Here is a 16,894-nt window from a genome sequence, read left to right on the forward strand (position 1 = left end):
TTTTAGGCCTCCTTGTGTTTGAAATGTCGTATGGTTTTCCGAAGATTCTGATCCCGGAATAATCGAAGTGCAATGCCGGCTGCTGTCACAGCCTGAAAACTTCCTTTCATCCGGACATCGCCCTGGAGAATTTCCTGTTCGAAATCCGGCTGGATGGAAAGGTCTTTCGGCAGTTTTCCATAAATCATACCCAGAATGCCGAGTGTCTCTCCGGTCAGTGCCGGATCGTCAAATCCGAACCGGACTGTGCCGGTTACTTTTTTCGGTGCTGCTTTCTTCAGGAAATAAAGCACTTCTTTCTTTGCATGGAGCAGCGCCTCACGAAACATCTTCGAACGGAAGAATTTTTTCACACTCTCCCACTTTCTTTTTAACCGTCTGCCTGCCTGGATTTTCTGCTCCAGTTTTTCAAGCAGACGGAACGGAAGTTCCAACAGCCGGAAAGCTGTCTGCAGCAGACGGCTGGCAAGATTCAGCAGTTTTTCCGGAAGATATTCGATCCTTCCGAAAAACCGTTCCAGAATGCTTTTTTTCGGCGCATCCGGTTCCTGCTCTTGCTCTGGCTGCTCCTTCTGTGCTGTCACCTTCTGCTGTTTTTCTGTCTGGTCCGGTTCTTTCTGCTCTGCTGTTTTTTCTGCTTCCGGCGCATTTTCTGTCTCATTTTCCTCCGTCCGGGGCACGGACGCTTCTCCCCGGCGGATCTTTTTCAGCCGCCGTTTCCATGTTTCCAGTGATGCCCCGAAAAGCAGAATCTGCGCCTCCGGCTTCTGTTCCTCATACGAGGCCGTCAGCGCGACAGCTCCGAAAAGCCACGATACTCTTCCGCTCGCTTTTACGCAGGCAAATCCCTCTTCTTCTTTCAGAACCTGCGCCCGGTAGCAAAAAGGAAGAAACAGGACGGTGCAGACGATAAGAAGCACGAGAAACAGTAAAACAAGGAGTAAAATCCCCAGTGCCTTCAAAATCATGAATAGTATATGTATCATTCACATCCCTCAATCCGGTTCAGCAGCCATTCCCGGATTTTTACTTCTCCGGTTTCCCGATAAGTTTCCAATGCGATCGCCTCCACAAGCTCAAAAGCTTCCTCGCGCGACACGGCAAGTCCAACAATCATCGGACAGTTTCTCCGCACGGCCGGCTGCAAAAGCAGATCCGCCGGAATTACATCCAGATTGTTCTGCTGACTGGAAGGCAGTGTGAGGAGCCAGACTCCCGGAACTGCTTTTTTGTTCTCAATCCGGCGCATCCATTTTTTCTGTTTCTTTTTTGCAGTATCCCCGACGTACAGATTTTTATACCAGTTTACCATATTTTCCCTGAGCCTGTGGCTGAACCTTCCATAAATTTGCTCTCTTCAGTTCCAGATACTCCTGATAGGCCTTTTCCAGAATCTGCCGTTCATTGGAAAACTTCAGCAGATGATATGCTTCGTGATACTTGTAATAGCCCGAATCCACAAAGTATTCTTCTCTCTGTGGACGGCTGTAGTAGCCGGATGAGACCATCAGATACCAGTGCACCTCTTTTTCCACGGTGTCCTCCGGAATGCTGAAGCTGTACTGGCTTTTTCCCACGTACTTGATGATGGTGCCGTGTACGCCGGACTCCTCATATACCTCGCGGACAGCAGTCTGTTCATGGGTTTCTCCCGGCTCAACGGTTCCTTTCGGCAGAACCCAGCCTTCATATTTGTTGCGGTAGCTTTTGTAAAGCGTCAATATTTTTCCACGGTAGATTACGATACCTCCGCAGCTTACTGCTTCGATCATACGTTTTAAGCTCCTTCTGGCTTTTTCCATTCTCTGACAGCTCTTTTCTTCCCGCTTGCCGCCAGATCTTCTGTTAAAAAGTATACCTCTTTTCCCGCCCCCGCGCAACCTTAAAACCGCATCCTTTTTCTAACATTTTTCTAAAAATTCAGAAAACGCGCCCGAACCCATCCTTTCCGGTTCGAACGCGTTTTTTTCATCGTTTACTGCTGTGCATAATATGCTTCAATTACCTGTCTTGCAATCGGTACAGCGACTTCACTCGAATATCCGCCGTTTTCTGCCACAACAGCAATGACAATATCAGGATCATCCGCATTGGAGAATCCGACAAACCAGGAATGCGGTGTCTCTCCGTCGCTTCCGTGTTCTGCGGTTCCTGTTTTACCGGCGATATTGTACGGCAGATCTGAAAGTGAAACTGCAGTTCCGCTCTGGACAACGCCTTTCATCAGCTCTGTCAGCGTATTGGCTTCGCTCTCGGACATTACCGTGCCAAGAGACTCTTTGTAAAAGGTTTTGACTGCCTGTCCGTCCGCAGACACAATGTTGTCCACATAACGCGGTTTGATCATTTCTCCGTCATTTGCAACCGCGGAGGCGATCAGTGCCATCTCCATCGGTGTTACCAGCGTATCGCCCTGGCCAATGGAGGTCTGCATCACAAGAGCATCCGCCGTTGTCGAATCAAGGTCGAAAGAACTTTTGCTGGTCGGAAGCTCCAGATCCAGACGGCTGTTCAGATACAAGGAATCCGCCAGCGAGCGGAAGGCATCTTTATCCAGCCCAAGGCCAATCTGTGCAAAGGCAGAGTTGCACGAATGTGCAAACGCACCTGCAAAATCTTCCGGTCCATGCACTTCACCGCCGGAGCAGTGAATCGTATAGTTTCCTGCTGTCAGCTCACCGTCACAGTCGAACGAAAAACCGTCCAGTGTGCCGTTCTGACGGAGATACGCAAGCGAAGTAACAATCTTGAACGTAGATCCCGGCGGATATCTTCCCTGCAGACCGCGGTTCAGAAACACGCCGCTCTCATCGTCTGCGTTCAGTGCCTCCCAGTCCTCATCAATCGTATTAGGATTAAAAACCGGATTGCTCACATTGGCAAGTACACGGCCCGTTTTTGCCTCCAGCACGACAACTGCACCGCGGTATCCGTCCAGTGCATCGGCCGCGGCCTGCTGGAGTGTTGTATTCAGCGTTGTATAGAGACTGTCTCCCGGGTTCTTCGCATCGCTGAATTCATTCTTTACCTGCTTTAACTTACTTGTATGGGACTCCATCAGCATATAGTTGTAGGAAGATTCGAGGCCGCTGTTTCCTTTTCCCGTGTAGCCAACCACCTGCGCAAACAGGCTGCCGAACGGATACGTTCTTACCTCATCCCCGTTTTCATCTGTCGTCGTCTTTGCCAGTTCCTGGCCGTCCGCAGAATAGATTGTTCCGCGGATCACGCGCTCTGCATAGTTATTCTGTCTCGTATTGTAAGAACTATTCAGAAATTCTTCTTTCCGCACGACATTAAAGTAAACGAGATACGCGATCAGCCCAAGAAACATGGCCACGAACAGGAACGAAACGATCAGATACGGCCCTGCGCCGTTGTTTGCCGCCTTACCAGTGGAGGCTGTTCTCGGTCTGCTCTTCGATCCGCCGTTCGAATTCATCCGGCTGCTCGCGGTACTTCTGGCGGGTTCCCTGTCCATCGTTCCGGCTGCCGCTCTTCTTTCGTCTTTCGGTCTCTTCGTCCGGGCGTCGTTTTTTCTTGGCGCCTGGGTCGTTTTTCTGCTGGTTTCGTTTCTTCTTGTTTCGTCTTTTCTCAAGCTCCTCACCTTCGTCTTCCCTTAAGATGTACAATCCCTGAATGATCGACAGCATCAGCACCGTGGAGAACATAGAGCTTCCTCCATAGCTGACCAGCGGCAGCGTGATACCTGTCATAGGAATAAATTTAATGGTTCCTCCGATGGTGAGGAACACCTGTGTCGCATATTCCGTTCCAAGACCCATGGCAATCAGTTTGTAGAACCGTTTGCTCATCTTCATGGAAATATTGATAATCAGAAGGAATGTGGACATGCACAGCAGAATCAGGCAGATTCCGAAGATAATGCCCATCTCCTCACAGATCGCACAGAAAATAAAGTCTTTCGTTGCAACCGGGATAATGTCAGGCCGTCCCTCGAAAAGGCCGGTTCCGAACCATCCGCCGGAGCACATGCCGAAGAGGCCCTGTGCTAACTGGCTGCTGATATCCCAGTTTCCGATCGGATCCTGCCAGAGTGCCACACGGTTCCGTACATGGGAAAACAGGAAATATGCCACAACGCAGGCGGCACTCATTCCCGCAAGTCCCAAAAGCGGATATCTGGCTTTTCTCGTTGCCACATAGATTACAACCACGTACGCCATAAAGAAGACGAACGCAGTTCCAAGGTCGGTGGATGCAACAAGGATCAGCACATGAACTGCCGCAATGACCGTTGCTTTCACAACGTTTCCAAAGGAATTATCCTCGCGCAGCATGCCTGCCATAAAGAACACGAGTGTGATCTTGGCAATCTCGGAGAGCTGGAACGTAATGCCGTGGATTTCGATCGACAGCTTCGCACCGCCGGAAGTAAAGCCAAGCACCATAACGACGGAAAGCATGGCAATTCCGAGCACAGCGTAAATCCAAGTCAGATTTTTCAGGAACTTGCCCTTTCGGACAATGACCGGAATGATGAAGCAGAGCAGTGTGGATGCCGCCAGAATTTTGTACTGGGACATCGCCTTTGACACGCTCAGTCTCGTCAGAATAATCATGCTGATCGAGAGCAGCATACACATGTTGTTTACCAGGATCATCGATGCCTTCCGGTAAATCAGGCGGTACAGGATCTGTACGCCCAGGATATACGCCATCGTGAGCAGAAACATCTGAATCGTTGATACTTCGCCCTCCTGGAGGAACATCACGAAGAAACAGATGAAATTCATCAGAATGATCATGATGATCTGCCGCATCAGAATGTAATGGCGCTCATCCTCATCCCGCTCTTTGAGTGCAGCAAACGACTGCACGGTAAAACAGATCATGAGGAAGGTAATCACATATTTTGATAACTGAACAATGGTATTTTCCATAAATTCCCCTTATTTTTTCTCACCGTTTACTCTACTTTCCGGCGGAAATGGCCTTTGGTATATTCCTGTTCGGCCGGAACTGCGATTCCTTTACAGTACGTTCCAGCAAACGCAGCGGCGATTTCTTTTGTCTCCTCCAGTGTCTCGATGGTAAAATTCAGCCGCACCGCAGCCGGATGCATGGACCGGATCTCATCGGCTTCTTTTACCAGGCCGAGCGGAAGGCTGTTGTAGATCACACTGTAGCACGAGGTGCAGTAACTCTTCACTGGGAAGTATTTTCCCATCCGGTCTTTTAAGCGTACCAGAGAATAACTGTGATTGCAGCCGTTCAGGTTCTTCTGGACACACTGGGCGGAAACCATCATCGGAAGGTAGCCGTAGACCACCATTTCGCTGTTCGTATTGTCACGTTTTCCGATTTCCCGCTCGTTCAGCTCATACGGAACGGTATCACGCTGCACGCCCTGCTCCTGCCAGAATGCCTGCGCACGGCTGTTGTACGTGTAAACGCTGTAATCGAGCCGGATATCCTTTTCCATTCCCATCTCTTTCAAAAACGAAAAGCTTTCGAGATTGCGGATCAGGAAACCGCCAAGACCGATCTCCTTCAGACAGCGGAACGTGTCGCGGTATTCCTTCAGATCGCCTTCACGCACAACGTGCGGCAGCATCAGATAAACCTGTTTTCCCAGTTCTTTCGCCTGCAGGATACCTTTTTCCGACTGCTCTTCGAAGTTTTCCCGTTTGAAGCATCCCATGCCGGCGTAGATCGTCGTAATCTCCGGAATCTCGAGCAGCGCATTCCACTGGGCTCTCGTCTCGGCAGATGCGGTCAGCTCCATTTTCTTTTCTGCCCTGCTCTCCTGTTCCGGTTTTCCAGATGCTTTTGCTTCCTGTTCCGGCTTTTCCGCTGCTTTTCTGCGGTATGGCTCTGTCATCTCTTTCACCAGCTGGTCCGAAACGCCTCTCCGCAGTTCGTTTAACGTCTGCATCGGCACGAAACAGTTGTCATCCATACAGACATCGAGTTCTTTGAAATAGAATGGTGTCTCGCCTGTCTTTTCCAGCTGTGTTTTTACACGTTCCTCGGTCAGCGGCTGCTTCTTTGCCGGTTCTACCATGCCCGCCTCTGCTGTTACGCTGTATTTTCCGCTTTCTGCACTTAAGAACGCCGGCTGGCCCGGATACAGGGTCAGAAAGCCGGAAATCGGCTCTTTTGCCTCAGTCTCGATATAATCTCTCTGGATCTCATAAAAGAGCTGCTCATTTCTGCGCTGTTTCTTTTTATTTTCCTGCTCTTTTTCGTTCTTCAGCGCCATCATATCGCGTCCGTTTCTTACGGTATAATAGCTTTTGTTGAAACCGTCACGGTTATACAGCTCATACAGCTTTTTCATGTCCTCCGGCAGAACGTGGAAACGGGACGGCTTTTTCTCGTACAGATCGAGGTATTTGCGGTAAATGCTGACAACGCCCGCTGTATACTCCGGCTTTTTCATTCTGCCTTCGATTTTGAGGGACATAATCCCGGATTTTACAATCTCCGGCAGCAGTTCTACCGTACACATATCCTTCGGGCTTAACGGATAGCGGTCGCCCGGCTCCCCCATGCGGTGGTTGTCTTTATCGTACGCTTCGTACGGCAGACGGCACGGCTGCGCGCATCTTCCGCGGTTTCCGCTTCTTCCGCCGATCAGGCTGGAAAAAAGGCACTGTCCCGAATAGCAGTAGCAGAGCGCCCCGTGGACGAAGCATTCAATTTCAAGGTTGGTCGTCCGGTGGATTTTCTGGATCTCCGCAAACGAAAGCTCACGGGCCGGTACCACACGCGTTGCGCCAAGGCTCTCCAGGAAACGCGCTCCCGCAGATCCTGTCACTGTCATCTGTGTGCTCGCATGAATGTCGAGATCCGGGAACCAGGAGCGGACCGCCTTTAAAACGCCCATATCCTGGACAATCACGGCATCCAGTCCCTGCTCATAGTACGGACGCAGATACGGATACAGTTTCTCTTCCAGTTCCTCCTCTTTTAAGAGGGTGTTGACCGTCAGATACAGTTTCCGGTTCCGCAGATGGACGTAATCGATGGCTGAGAGAATCTCCTGCTCATCCAGATTTTTTGCATACGCTCTTGCGCCGAATGCGGCTCCGCCGAGATAGACGGCATCCGCACCGGCGGAAACCGCTGCTTTTAACGCTTCCATCGAACCGGCTGGTGCTAATAATTCTGTCTTCATCTTTATCTCCTAAAAACGGGCGATTACCTGTTCCGCAATCCCCCGTTTTTCCTTCTTTTACGCTTTTAATAAATCTTCCAGATCCTTATTTGCCTTATCAAGCTGCCGCTGCAGTTCTTCCATCTCGCCGCGCACATGTTCCAGCTCGATTCGTTTCTCTTCCAGCTCTTTTTTCAGATCGCCGGCCTGGATTTCCGCTGCGATCAGATCGTGCTTCATATCGTAGGTTTCCCGGTCTTTGGCTTCCATATCCTCTTCGAGGGTATCTACCTGGCTTTTTGCTTTGAAATAGTCGTCTGCAATGTTCAGTGCAAGCAGTGTGTGCTTCGTATCCACCGACAGGCGGTTGTATCCGGCTGACTGGGAAAGTTCGCTGATCTTCTGATTCAGATAAGCAGCTACTTTCTGCAGATATTCCGGGCTCTCATAGCCTCCCAGTGTGATAATTTTTCCATCTATTAAAACCTGTGTTGTATTTTTTACAGCCATTCTTTTGCTTTTCCTCCACTGAATTTAACCGGACCAAACTTCCGGCTAATATAACCTATCATATACCGAAAATGGAAGAAAAACAACCTTTTTCTGCAAAAAGCGACAGAAAATGAAAGATTCAGGGCTTTTACTCTTCGATCTTACGCGGTGCCTCCAGCCCCAGGTGGTGCCAGGCAAATTCCGTTGCCACTCTTCCGCGCGGAGTGCGGTTGATAAATCCGGATTTGATCAGGAACGGCTCGTAGACATCTTCGATGGTGCCGGCATCTTCTCCAATCGATGCTGCCAGGGTATCGAGTCCCACCGGACCGCCCTGGAACTTTTCCATAATGGTGGTAAGAAGCAGCCGGTCAGTCTGATCCAGTCCGTAACGGTCTACTTCCAGCAGATCGAGAGCAAATGATGCGACCTCTTTTGTGATTCTTCCATCGTATTTCACCTGGGCAAAGTCGCGGACACGCTTTAAAATCCGGTTTGCCAGACGCGGTGTTCCCCTGGAACGGCGCGCCATCTCAAGCGCTCCCTGCGGGTCCACCTCCACATTCAGTACTTTTGAGGAGTGCAGGATAATGTTGGCCAATTCTTCCTCCGTGTAAAATTCCAGATGGTGGATGACACCGAACCGGTCGCGGAGCGGGGCAGTCAAAAGACCTGCACGCGTTGTTGCGCCGACCAGCGTAAACTTCGGCAGATCCAGGCGGATCGAGCGCGCCGAAGAGCCTTTTCCGATCATGATATCAATCGCAAAATCCTCCATCGCTGGGTAAAGAACCTCCTCGACCTGGCGGTTCAGGCGGTGGATCTCATCAACAAACAGGACGTCGCCCTCCTGCAGATTGTTGAGGATCGCTGCCATCTCACCCGGTTTTTCGATCGCCGGGCCGCTCGTTACCTTCATATGGGTTCCCATCTCATTTGCAATGATGCCCGCCAGCGTTGTTTTTCCAAGTCCCGGAGGGCCGTAAAACAGCACATGATCGAGAACATCACTTCGCTGTTTTGCTGCTTCAATATATACTTTCAGGTTCTTTTTCGTCTTTTCCTGTCCGATGTAGTCGTCCAGGTGCTGGGGACGGAGCGAACCTTCGATTTTCACGTCCTCCTCGAGAACGTCAGTTGTGATAATTCTTCTTTCCATCGTTATAAGGTTTCCTTCTTCCACAATTTAGGACCATCTGCTAAAACATATGCTTCAATGCCGCTTTCAGCACAGCCTCGCTGTCCATGCCTTCGGTGATTTCGACTTTCTTTACTGCCTGCAGTGCTTCCGTTCCGGAGTAGCCAAGCGCAGTCAGCGCCTGTACCGCATCCTGGAAGGCATCCGGTTCGCCTGTCTGCCGTACCGCCGCAGCCGCCTGATTTCCTGCCAGCTTCTGCTCGAACGCTTCCTGCAGGTCGAATTTGTCTTTTAATTCCAGAATCAGCTTCTGCGCGGTCTTCTTTCCGATGCCCGGTGTTTTGGCAATCGCCTGGACATCTTCCGAGAGGACGGCAAAGCGCAGATTGTCTGCAGTAAGCGTGGACAGCACCGCAAGCGCCGCTTTTGGTCCGATGCCGCTTACGCCGATCAGCATACGGTATATTTCAAGATCTTCACGGGACAGAAAGCCGAATAGGGAAATTCCGTCTTCCCGCACACTCATATGGGTATATATCTTTAACTCTTCTCCCTCCCGGATGCCTGCGTCGAACATACTCGCTGGAATATTCAGCTCATAGCCGATTCCATGGCTTTCGAGAATCATTTTTCCTTCCGAAAGAGAATCTACAGTTCCTTTGATAAATGCAATCATGTTTTTCCTCCAAAGCGCCGTTTTCTTTTTTCGAAAGCGAACGCACATTCTATTATAGCAGAACTTTTCTCATCACGCAACGATTAGTCGCTGTCTTTCTTGCATGTCAGATTTTTTCGTCTTATAATATCTTTAGATTCAAAAAAGTTTTTCAAAGGAGACAAAAAACCTTATGCAGATCATAGATTCTACCCCCGCTGCTCTCTCTGCCAATCTTCAGATGTATCTGAGAAACGGCGATGTCTTTTTCGATATTGAGACGACCGGCCTTTCCTGGCGTACCTCGCATCTCTATCTGATTGGTGCGCTGTTCTTTGACCCGGCCGCGGATGCTTTCACACTGCGCCAGTGGTTTCTTGATCGACCGACCGAAGAAAAAGAGATGCTTGTCTCTTTTTTCACGTTTCTTTCCGACGTGAAGCAGCTGGTGCATTTTAATGGAACGACATTTGATCTTCCTTACCTCACACACAAAGCACTGTTTTATCAGATGGAAGATCCGCTTTCGTCAATCGCATCCCTGGATCTTTATCAGGCACTCCGCCCGTTTCAGTCAATCCTGGGACTTTCTTCAATGAAACAGAAAAATGTGGAACAGTATCTCTCATTCCCACGGAAGGATCAACTTAACGGAAAACAGTTGATTTCTGTTTACCACGACTATCTTCAGACACTGGATGAAAAGAAACTGGAACTGCTTTTCCTTCACAATTATGAGGATGTCCTCGGCATGGGTTCTGTTCTGGAACTGCTCGCGCTTCCTGCCCTGTTTCACGGCGATTTTTCTGTCCAGTCGTGTCGTTTTACCGGACAGACACTGGAAGTTTCACTGCAGCCCGAGCGGGAAGTTCCGGTTTTCCTCTCCCGTGTCTGCGCGGATGGTTCTCTTACAGCCTTTGGTTCACGGGTTTCTCTCTCCCTGCAGACGCATACGGCGGAGCTGAAATATTTCTTCCCGGACTATAAGAATTACTATTATCTTCCGCTGGAGGATCAGGCTGTTCACAAGAGCGTTGGCGCGTTTGTCGATCCGGAACACCGTCAGAAAGCAAAGGCTGCCAACTGCTATCAGCGGCGGACCGGTACATTTCTTCCGCAGCAGAAAGAGTTTTTCACCCCGGCCTTCCGCGAGGATTTCAAAAGCCGCCCTTACTATTTTGAGTGGTCCGATGCCTTTCTTTCGCAGGAAGATCTCCTGAAAGAGTATCTCTGTTCCGAGCTTCAGCTCTTTTTCAAAGACGATAGCAAAACCAGAAAATAAAACAGCCGTACACGTTTTTGCATGCACGGCCGTTTTTCCGGGACTGTCCTTTCCAAGCAGTCCTTTATTTTTTCTCTTCTTTCTCTTCTACCTTTTTTTCTTCCTTTTTCAGAGAAGCATGATGCGTTCCCTGCAGATGCGGATAGGCGCGCAGATAACGTTTCGTTGTCAGGCGCATCAGCCAGTTGGTCGGAAGCTGCGGTTTTGTCATCTGGTCAAAGCGCTCCAGCAGCTCTTTAAGATCCGGCATCTTATCGCTGCGCACATCAAATCCAAGTGCCGCAAACCGTTCTTTCTGCTCTGCTCCGAACTCGGTCAGGCGTTCCTTCTGCTCTGCTCCGAACTCCATCAGGCGGTTCTTCGACTCGGAAAGCGGATTTCTTCTTCCCTCGGCTTCTTTCCGCTCCTTCTCCAGCTTCTGCATCTGCTCCATTGCCTCAGACAGTGTCTGGCGTTTCTCGGCCAGATATTCTTTCATCTTATCTCTGGAATACTCTGCACGATACTGCTGTACTTTCGCATTCATCTCCTCGGCAAGCTGGTTAAAGCGGGATTTCTGCAGATATTTCATAAATTCTCCCCACGTTTTCTCCAGACTGCGCATCTTCTGTCCCAGCTGGAATGCTGCGGCTGCGGAAAATCCAAAATCTACCAGATAGCAGACGGTAACAACGGAAACAATGATCTCTCCTGTAGTATCCGAAACAAGATTCACTACTTTCACGGCAATCGGCTGCAGAATATAGAACAGCCCCAGTGTAAAGAATCCCCAGGCAATCGAACTGCTGAGGCAGATCTTTCCCTGAAAATTAAACTTCTGATTGCTGTAGTCCCACCAGTGCGCATGAAAAATGGTCTCCATCAGCACGCCGGTTACATATTCCAGAACCGTCGCTACAATGACACCTCCGAAATACAGTGCCCAGACGTTCGCTTCAAACGGGCGCAGGATCAAGTATACCATAACAGCGCCGGTGCCGTACAGTGTCAGCAGCGGACCATTGACAAAACCGCGGTTGACCAGTTTTTTCTGCCGGATCGATACATAGGAACTCTCCCAGATCCATCCGCAGAAGCTGTACAGCCAGAACCATGCTAGAACGTGGTACAGATCCACACCCAGAATCTTCGTCTCCCACATAAACTTTCATCCCCTTTTTCTTTTCTGGTGCCAAAAACAGGATGATAAGAAAATACCGCAGGCAACAGGTTTCCTGTCTGTTCAGGAAACCCGGTTGTCTACGGCATTCTAATCATCCAACTGCAGCACCTGCAAGTTAAATTATTCTTACTCTTCTACTGGCTCTTCGTTTTCCAGAGCCTTCATGCTCAGAGAGATTTTTTTGTCTTCCTCGTTGAAATCAACTACTTTTGCAGTGATTTCCTGTCCGATTTTCAGTGCATCAGACGGTTTCTCAACGTGCTCTCTGGAGATCTGGGAAACATGAAGCAGAGCATCTACGCCCGGCTCAAGCTCAACGAATGCACCAAAGTCAGTCATACGGGCAACACAGCCTTCTACTACGTTGCCTACAGCGTATTTGTCAGCAGCGTTCAGCCACGGATTCTCTTCCGGGAATTTTAAGGAAAGAGCGATCTTGTCGCCGTTGATGTCTTTGATCAGAACTTTTACAGTCTCACCAACTTTGAATACTTTTTTCGGGTTCTCTACGCGGCCCCAGGACATCTCAGAGATGTGAAGCAGTCCGTCAGCTCCGCCCAGATCGATGAATGCGCCGAAATCGGTAACATTCTTAACAGTTCCCTCTACAACATCGCCAACTGCAATGCGTGCGAACAGTTCTTCCTGCAGTTTCTTCTTCTCAGCAACGATGAGCTGTTTGCGGTCACCGATGATGCGTCTTCTTCTCGGGTTGAACTCGGTAATAACGAATTCAATTTCCTGATCTGCATATTTAGACAGATCTTTTTCATATACATCAGATACAAGGCTGGCCGGAATGAATACTCTGGTCTCCTCAACAACTACGGATAATCCTCCGTTCAGTACCTGTGTTACTTTTGCTTTCAGAACTTCATGATTCTCGAATGCTTCCTCGAGTCTCTTGTTGCCTTTTTCAGCAGCAAGTCTCTTGTAAGTAAGAAGGACCTGTCCCTCTCCATCATTTACTTTCAGAACTTTGACTTCCATTTTGTCACCTGGCTGTGCAACGGTGTGAAGATCGATGGAAGAATCGTTGGAATATTCGTTTTTGGTAAGAATACCATCGGCTTTGTATCCGATATTCAGGATAATCTGATCGTCTTTGACATCGATTACAGTACCCTCAACGACTTCTCCGTTTCTGATTGTTTTAAATGATTCATCCAGCATTTGTTCAAAACTCATTTCTGACATTTTTTGAACCTCCTCAATTATTTTATTCGGGGTGGATGCCCCAGCTGTAATACCTACGCGACCAAATGATTGAAAAGGCTTAGATTCCAAATCAACGAGTGTCTCTATAAAGTAAGTATTTTTACATTCTTCTTTACATATCTCATACAGCTTTTGCGTGTTTGAACTATGTCTGCCTCCCACGACAAACATGGCATCAACCTTCCTGGCAATTGCTCTCGCTTCCGTCTGTCTTTCCTCGGTAGCGTTGCAGATAGTCTTTAAAACAGTACTATCATAACTCTTTTTCAAAAAAATTTCAACTAAATCTTTAAATTTGTTGTAATTAAATGTCGTCTGTGCCACAATAGATATTGGTTTTCCATTTTCGGGCACAAAACTTTCCGCTTCTTCGGCGGTATGCATCACGGTAACCGGGCCGCTCGCCCATCCCATGATGCCCTGTACCTCCGGATGATCCGCGCTTCCGATGATGACGACGTGGCGGCCTTTTCTGCCCTCCTCGTCCACAATCCGGTGGATCTTCTTGACAAACGGGCACGTCGCATCTACAATCTTCATGCCGCGCGCTTCGATCTTTTCACAGACATCCCGCGACACGCCATGCGACCTGATCACAACGGTTCCGCCAGAAAGCCCCTCTAGTTCATCTTCCGAATGGATCACCTGCACGCCGCGGTTTTCGAGATCCTCCACAACCTGTTCGTTGTGAATAATCGGCCCGAAGGTGTAGACCGGCTTTTCACCGCTCTCAATTTCACGGTATACCGTATCGACCGCCCGTTTGACGCCGAAGCAGAAGCCTGCACTTTTTGCAACAGTTACTTCCATCTGTTTTTCTTCTCCTCTTTTCTCTGCCGCGTTTACATACGCTCGCGGGCAAGGCTTAAGATCTTTTCCACAACCTCATCGATCGTCATTTCAGAGCTGTCAACGAGTACGGCGTCTTCTGCCTGTACCAGCGGGGAATGCTCTCTGTGCATGTCCTGATAATCACGCTCATTGATATCTTCCTCGATTTTCGCAAGATCGGCTGTCTGTCCCTTTTCGGTCAGCTCTTTCCAGCGGCGCAGTGCGCGGACATGGGCACTTGCTGTCAGATAGACTTTCAACGGTGCGTTCGGCAGAACGGCAGTTCCGATATCGCGGCCGTCCATCACAAGATCCGTATTCTCCGCCATCTCCTGCTGCAGCTCCACGAGTTTTTTCCGTACTTCCAGATAGGCGCTTGTCGCGGATGCCATCTTTCCAGCCTCCTCGGTGCGCAGTCTTCCGGTGACATTGACGCCGTTTAAATAAACCTGCTGCTCTCCGTTTTCGTAGGAAATGGAAATTTTCACATCTTTGCAGGCTGCCTCAATTTTTTCCTGCTCTTCCGGTGCAATGCCAAGATCTGAAAAATAGATGCCCATGGCACGGTACATTGCTCCTGTATCAACGTAGACAAACGAAAGCTCCTTTGCCACACGTTTTGCGATTGTACTTTTGCCAGCGCCTGCCGGTCCGTCAATTGCAAGATTAAATCTCATCTTCTCTCTTCCTCCTGAAAATTCTAAAATCTGTGATCCATATTTTATTCCTGTTCTTCCTTTGCCCGGATCTCTTCGGCTGCAGCGTGGGCACTTGCCCAGGCAATCTGCAGATTGAAGCCGCCGGTCAGTGCATCGAGATCGAGCACTTCTCCTACGAAGTACAGACCTTCTTTTTTCTTTGCCTCCATCGTGCCCGGACGGATCTCTTTCACGGAAACACCACCCTGTGTGATAATTGCTTCACGGAAACCCCGTGTTCCGGTTACTGTAAACGGGAAATGCGTGATCAGCTCTTCAAAGTGCTGACGCTCCGCTTTCGATACGGCATTGACCTGTTTGTACGGGTCGATCCCGCCAAGAGAGAGCATCACCGGAAGCAGTTTCGCCGGGAACAGACTGTTGATCACGTTGCGGAACTGTTTGTTCCGGTTTTCCTCAAATTCACGCAGGATCCGCGCATCCAGCTGTTCTTCCGTGAGTGCCGGCTTCAGGTTCAGATATCCTTTCAGCGGCTGCTGTTCCAGTGCTTTTCCGATGTAGGAGCTCGCAGAAAGCCCCAGCGGGCCGGAAATTCCGAAATGTGTAAACAGCATCTCGCCGAATCCATCGAACAGCGTCTTTTTGCCGTTTTTAATCGTCATCGTCACATTTTTCAGGGAGAGTCCCTGCAGCTCACGGATGTACGCTTCCTCTGTTTCCAGCGGCACCAGCGCCGGGCGGAGCGGAGTGACGGCAAGTCCTGCCTTTTCTGCGAAACGGTAGCCGTCTCCATCCGACCCCGTCGTCTGGTACGACATACCGCCGGTTGCGACAACGACATCATTGTAAAAAAGCTCTTTCCCGTTTTCCAGGCGGATTCCTTTCACGCGGTCTCCTTCGAAAAGAAGCTCTTTTACTTTTGTATTCTTATGCACCTGCACATTTTTCCGTTTCAGTTCCGTCTCCAGCGCGCGGATAATATCCGAGGAGTGATCTGACTCCGGGAAGACACGGTTTCCGCGCTCCACTTTTAAGCGGACACCTGCCGCTTCGAAAAACTCCTGCACCTGGGCGCTGTCAAAGCTGTAGGCGGAGCTGTACAGAAATTTCGGGTTTGTCACCACATTCGTGAAGAACTCTTCTGTCGGGCAGTCGTTTGTCACATTGCAGCGGCCCTTTCCTGTGATAAACAGCTTCTTTCCCAGCTTTTCATTTTTTTCATAGAGATGAATCTCTGTCTTTTCGCCGGCGGCAAGCACGGCGGTCATCATTCCGGCGGCGCCTCCGCCGATTACTGCTGCTTTTCTCATGCTTTCTCCTTTACCGGCAGAGCTGCCTTTTTTCCGCCCATGGGACGTGCATCGTCCAGCCCGTTGATTTCATCGTTGCTGTAAACCTGGTACTCATCCCACAGTTTTTCCATGCTCTCAAGTGTCTTTTTCACATCCGCCTGGCGTTTCATGCAGAGCGCCACGACAAGCGCATTGATTACACTCAAAGGGGCCACCAGAGAATCAACGATCGATGCCATATCGCTCTTGGCAATCAGCGTACAGGCTGCATAAACATTCATCGGTGAATGCACACTGTCTGTGATCGTAATCACCTTCGCTTTGCGACTGTTCGCAAATTCCAGTGCCTTCATCGTACGCATCGAATACCGCGGGAAGCTGATGCCGATCACCACATCATCCTCCGTGATGCGGATCATCTGCTCGAAAATCTCGCTGGAACTGTTTGTCTGTACCTGGCGCACATCCGGGAAAATCATATGGAAATAGAACGCCAGAAAGCTCGCAAGCGGCGCGCAGCTCCGAATGCCGACAATGTAAATTGTCCGCGCAGAAAGAATCGTATCCGCAGCGCGCTCAAAGGCGCTCCGGTCCACTTCTTCCAGCGTCATCTTGATTTTTTCAATATCCGACTGCAGGACGGTCTCCAGAATTTCTCCCTGCGGCACGCGGCCATACGTAAACTGCATCCGCTGCACTGAATTCAGACGATTCATCACCATCTCCTCCAGTGCGCGCTGGAACTCCGGATATCCCGCGTAGCCAAGCTGCATCGCAAAGCGAACCGTTGTCGATTCGCTGACGCCGACCTGCTGTCCCAGGCGCGCTGCCGTCATCGATACGGCCTGGTCATAATGTGCCGTAATAAAATCTGCCAGCCTCTTCTGTCCTTTGCTCAACTTTCCGTAATTTTGATTCAGACGAATGAGGAGATTCTCGTTCGCTGCCTTCTGCTCTTCTGAAGAAGACTGTTCTTTTTCTTTTTTCATGTTATTTTCTTCCTGATTTGTTTTTCCGATCTGCAAATGCCGTTCGGCATCCA

General features: G+C 49.7%; 15 protein-coding genes. 1 reads left to right on the plus strand and 14 read right to left on the minus strand.

Features of this window, described 5'->3' with window-relative positions:
• Positions 1 to 2: 2 nt before the first annotated feature.
• The 9 genes from DW769_RS00210 to ruvA all read right to left on the minus strand — a co-directional run bounded on the left by DW769_RS00210 (position 3) and on the right by ruvA (position 9,429).
• Positions 3 to 986 carry a DUF2953 domain-containing protein gene (locus tag DW769_RS00210; RefSeq protein WP_117508995.1) on the minus strand — a complete coding sequence of 328 codons (984 nt, stop codon included), beginning with the start codon at positions 984 to 986 and terminating at the stop codon, positions 3 to 5.
• Positions 983 to 1,312 (minus strand): hypothetical protein, encoded by a 330-nt coding sequence (locus DW769_RS00215; protein WP_118749833.1) that lies wholly within the window; start codon positions 1,310 to 1,312, stop codon positions 983 to 985. The genes DW769_RS00210 and DW769_RS00215 overlap by 4 nt, the downstream gene beginning before the upstream one ends.
• Positions 1,296 to 1,772, minus strand: coding sequence for an NUDIX hydrolase (locus DW769_RS00220; RefSeq protein WP_117508996.1), 477 nt, complete (start codon positions 1,770 to 1,772; stop codon positions 1,296 to 1,298). The genes DW769_RS00215 and DW769_RS00220 overlap by 17 nt, the downstream gene beginning before the upstream one ends.
• A 203-nt stretch (positions 1,773 to 1,975) precedes the next feature.
• The gene (locus tag DW769_RS00225) at positions 1,976 to 3,481 is read right to left on the minus strand and encodes a peptidoglycan D,D-transpeptidase FtsI family protein (protein ID WP_243105396.1); all 1,506 of its coding nucleotides are present in this window, start codon (positions 3,479 to 3,481) and stop codon (positions 1,976 to 1,978) included.
• Entirely contained in the window at positions 3,390 to 4,904 is a 1,515-nt protein-coding gene (locus DW769_RS00230; RefSeq protein WP_022461902.1) for an FtsW/RodA/SpoVE family cell cycle protein, read from the minus strand. The genes DW769_RS00225 and DW769_RS00230 overlap by 92 nt, the downstream gene beginning before the upstream one ends.
• 26 nt (positions 4,905 to 4,930) lie before the next feature.
• Positions 4,931 to 7,144 (minus strand): U32 family peptidase, encoded by a 2,214-nt coding sequence (locus tag DW769_RS00235; RefSeq protein ID WP_118749834.1) that lies wholly within the window; start codon positions 7,142 to 7,144, stop codon positions 4,931 to 4,933.
• 57 nt (positions 7,145 to 7,201) lie between these two features.
• Entirely contained in the window at positions 7,202 to 7,633 is a 432-nt protein-coding gene (zapA, locus tag DW769_RS00240; RefSeq protein ID WP_055226374.1) for a cell division protein ZapA, read from the minus strand.
• A 130-nt stretch (positions 7,634 to 7,763) separates the two neighbouring features.
• Positions 7,764 to 8,774 (minus strand): Holliday junction branch migration DNA helicase RuvB, encoded by a 1,011-nt coding sequence (gene ruvB, locus DW769_RS00245; RefSeq protein ID WP_022461905.1) that lies wholly within the window; start codon positions 8,772 to 8,774, stop codon positions 7,764 to 7,766.
• Between the two features lie 40 nt (positions 8,775 to 8,814).
• The gene (gene ruvA / locus DW769_RS00250) at positions 8,815 to 9,429 is read right to left on the minus strand and encodes a Holliday junction branch migration protein RuvA (protein ID WP_117508999.1); all 615 of its coding nucleotides are present in this window, start codon (positions 9,427 to 9,429) and stop codon (positions 8,815 to 8,817) included.
• A gap of 172 nt (positions 9,430 to 9,601) precedes the next feature.
• Here ruvA and DW769_RS00255 point away from each other — a divergent pair, with 172 nt between their 5' ends.
• Entirely contained in the window at positions 9,602 to 10,690 is a 1,089-nt protein-coding gene (locus tag DW769_RS00255) for a ribonuclease H-like domain-containing protein (RefSeq protein WP_118749835.1), read from the plus strand.
• A 64-nt stretch (positions 10,691 to 10,754) separates the two neighbouring features.
• Here DW769_RS00255 and DW769_RS00260 read toward each other — a convergent pair whose 3' ends face one another.
• The 5 genes from DW769_RS00260 to DW769_RS00280 all read right to left on the minus strand — a co-directional run bounded on the left by DW769_RS00260 (position 10,755) and on the right by DW769_RS00280 (position 16,841).
• Entirely contained in the window at positions 10,755 to 11,831 is a 1,077-nt protein-coding gene (locus DW769_RS00260) for a putative ABC transporter permease (RefSeq protein WP_117801018.1), read from the minus strand.
• Between the two features lie 147 nt (positions 11,832 to 11,978).
• Complete coding sequence (locus DW769_RS00265) at positions 11,979 to 13,880, minus strand: bifunctional 4-hydroxy-3-methylbut-2-enyl diphosphate reductase/30S ribosomal protein S1 (protein WP_117509002.1); 1,902 nt, start codon at positions 13,878 to 13,880, stop codon at positions 11,979 to 11,981.
• Positions 13,881 to 13,912: 32 nt separating this feature from the next.
• On the minus strand, positions 13,913 to 14,578 hold the full coding sequence (gene cmk / locus DW769_RS00270; protein WP_022462337.1) for a (d)CMP kinase: 666 nt from the start codon (positions 14,576 to 14,578) through the stop codon (positions 13,913 to 13,915).
• 44 nt (positions 14,579 to 14,622) lie between these two features.
• Positions 14,623 to 15,870 (minus strand): NAD(P)/FAD-dependent oxidoreductase, encoded by a 1,248-nt coding sequence (locus tag DW769_RS00275; RefSeq protein WP_117509003.1) that lies wholly within the window; start codon positions 15,868 to 15,870, stop codon positions 14,623 to 14,625.
• Complete coding sequence (locus DW769_RS00280; RefSeq protein ID WP_117509159.1) at positions 15,867 to 16,841, minus strand: MurR/RpiR family transcriptional regulator; 975 nt, start codon at positions 16,839 to 16,841, stop codon at positions 15,867 to 15,869. Before DW769_RS00280 ends, DW769_RS00275 begins: the two co-directional genes overlap by 4 nt.
• Positions 16,842 to 16,894: the final 53 nt, after the last annotated feature.

The sequence above is a fragment of the Blautia sp. AM29-29 genome (assembly GCF_003480555.1).
Lineage (GTDB): Bacteria > Bacillota > Clostridia > Lachnospirales > Lachnospiraceae > Fusicatenibacter > Fusicatenibacter saccharivorans.

Bases quoted from the DNA above. Each gene is read 5' to 3' on its own strand.
- DW769_RS00210 (WP_117508995.1), bottom strand. From the start codon at position 986: ATGATACATATACTATTCATGATTTTGAAGGCACTGGGGATTTTACTC.
- DW769_RS00215 (WP_118749833.1), bottom strand. From the start codon at position 1,312: ATGGTAAACTGGTATAAAAATCTGTACGTCGGGGATACTGCAAAAAAG.
- DW769_RS00220 (WP_117508996.1), bottom strand. From the start codon at position 1,772: ATGATCGAAGCAGTAAGCTGCGGAGGTATCGTAATCTACCGTGGAAAA.
- DW769_RS00225 (WP_243105396.1), bottom strand. From the start codon at position 3,481: ATGGACAGGGAACCCGCCAGAAGTACCGCGAGCAGCCGGATGAATTCG.
- DW769_RS00230 (WP_022461902.1), bottom strand. From the start codon at position 4,904: ATGGAAAATACCATTGTTCAGTTATCAAAATATGTGATTACCTTCCTC.
- DW769_RS00235 (WP_118749834.1), bottom strand. From the start codon at position 7,144: ATGAAGACAGAATTATTAGCACCAGCCGGTTCGATGGAAGCGTTAAAA.
- zapA (WP_055226374.1), bottom strand. From the start codon at position 7,633: ATGGCTGTAAAAAATACAACACAGGTTTTAATAGATGGAAAAATTATC.
- ruvB (WP_022461905.1), bottom strand. From the start codon at position 8,774: ATGGAAAGAAGAATTATCACAACTGACGTTCTCGAGGAGGACGTGAAA.
- ruvA (WP_117508999.1), bottom strand. From the start codon at position 9,429: ATGATTGCATTTATCAAAGGAACTGTAGATTCTCTTTCGGAAGGAAAA.
- DW769_RS00255 (WP_118749835.1), top strand. From the start codon at position 9,602: ATGCAGATCATAGATTCTACCCCCGCTGCTCTCTCTGCCAATCTTCAG.
- DW769_RS00260 (WP_117801018.1), bottom strand. From the start codon at position 11,831: ATGTGGGAGACGAAGATTCTGGGTGTGGATCTGTACCACGTTCTAGCA.
- DW769_RS00265 (WP_117509002.1), bottom strand. From the start codon at position 13,880: ATGGAAGTAACTGTTGCAAAAAGTGCAGGCTTCTGCTTCGGCGTCAAA.
- cmk (WP_022462337.1), bottom strand. From the start codon at position 14,578: ATGAGATTTAATCTTGCAATTGACGGACCGGCAGGCGCTGGCAAAAGT.
- DW769_RS00275 (WP_117509003.1), bottom strand. From the start codon at position 15,870: ATGAGAAAAGCAGCAGTAATCGGCGGAGGCGCCGCCGGAATGATGACC.
- DW769_RS00280 (WP_117509159.1), bottom strand. From the start codon at position 16,841: ATGAAAAAAGAAAAAGAACAGTCTTCTTCAGAAGAGCAGAAGGCAGCG.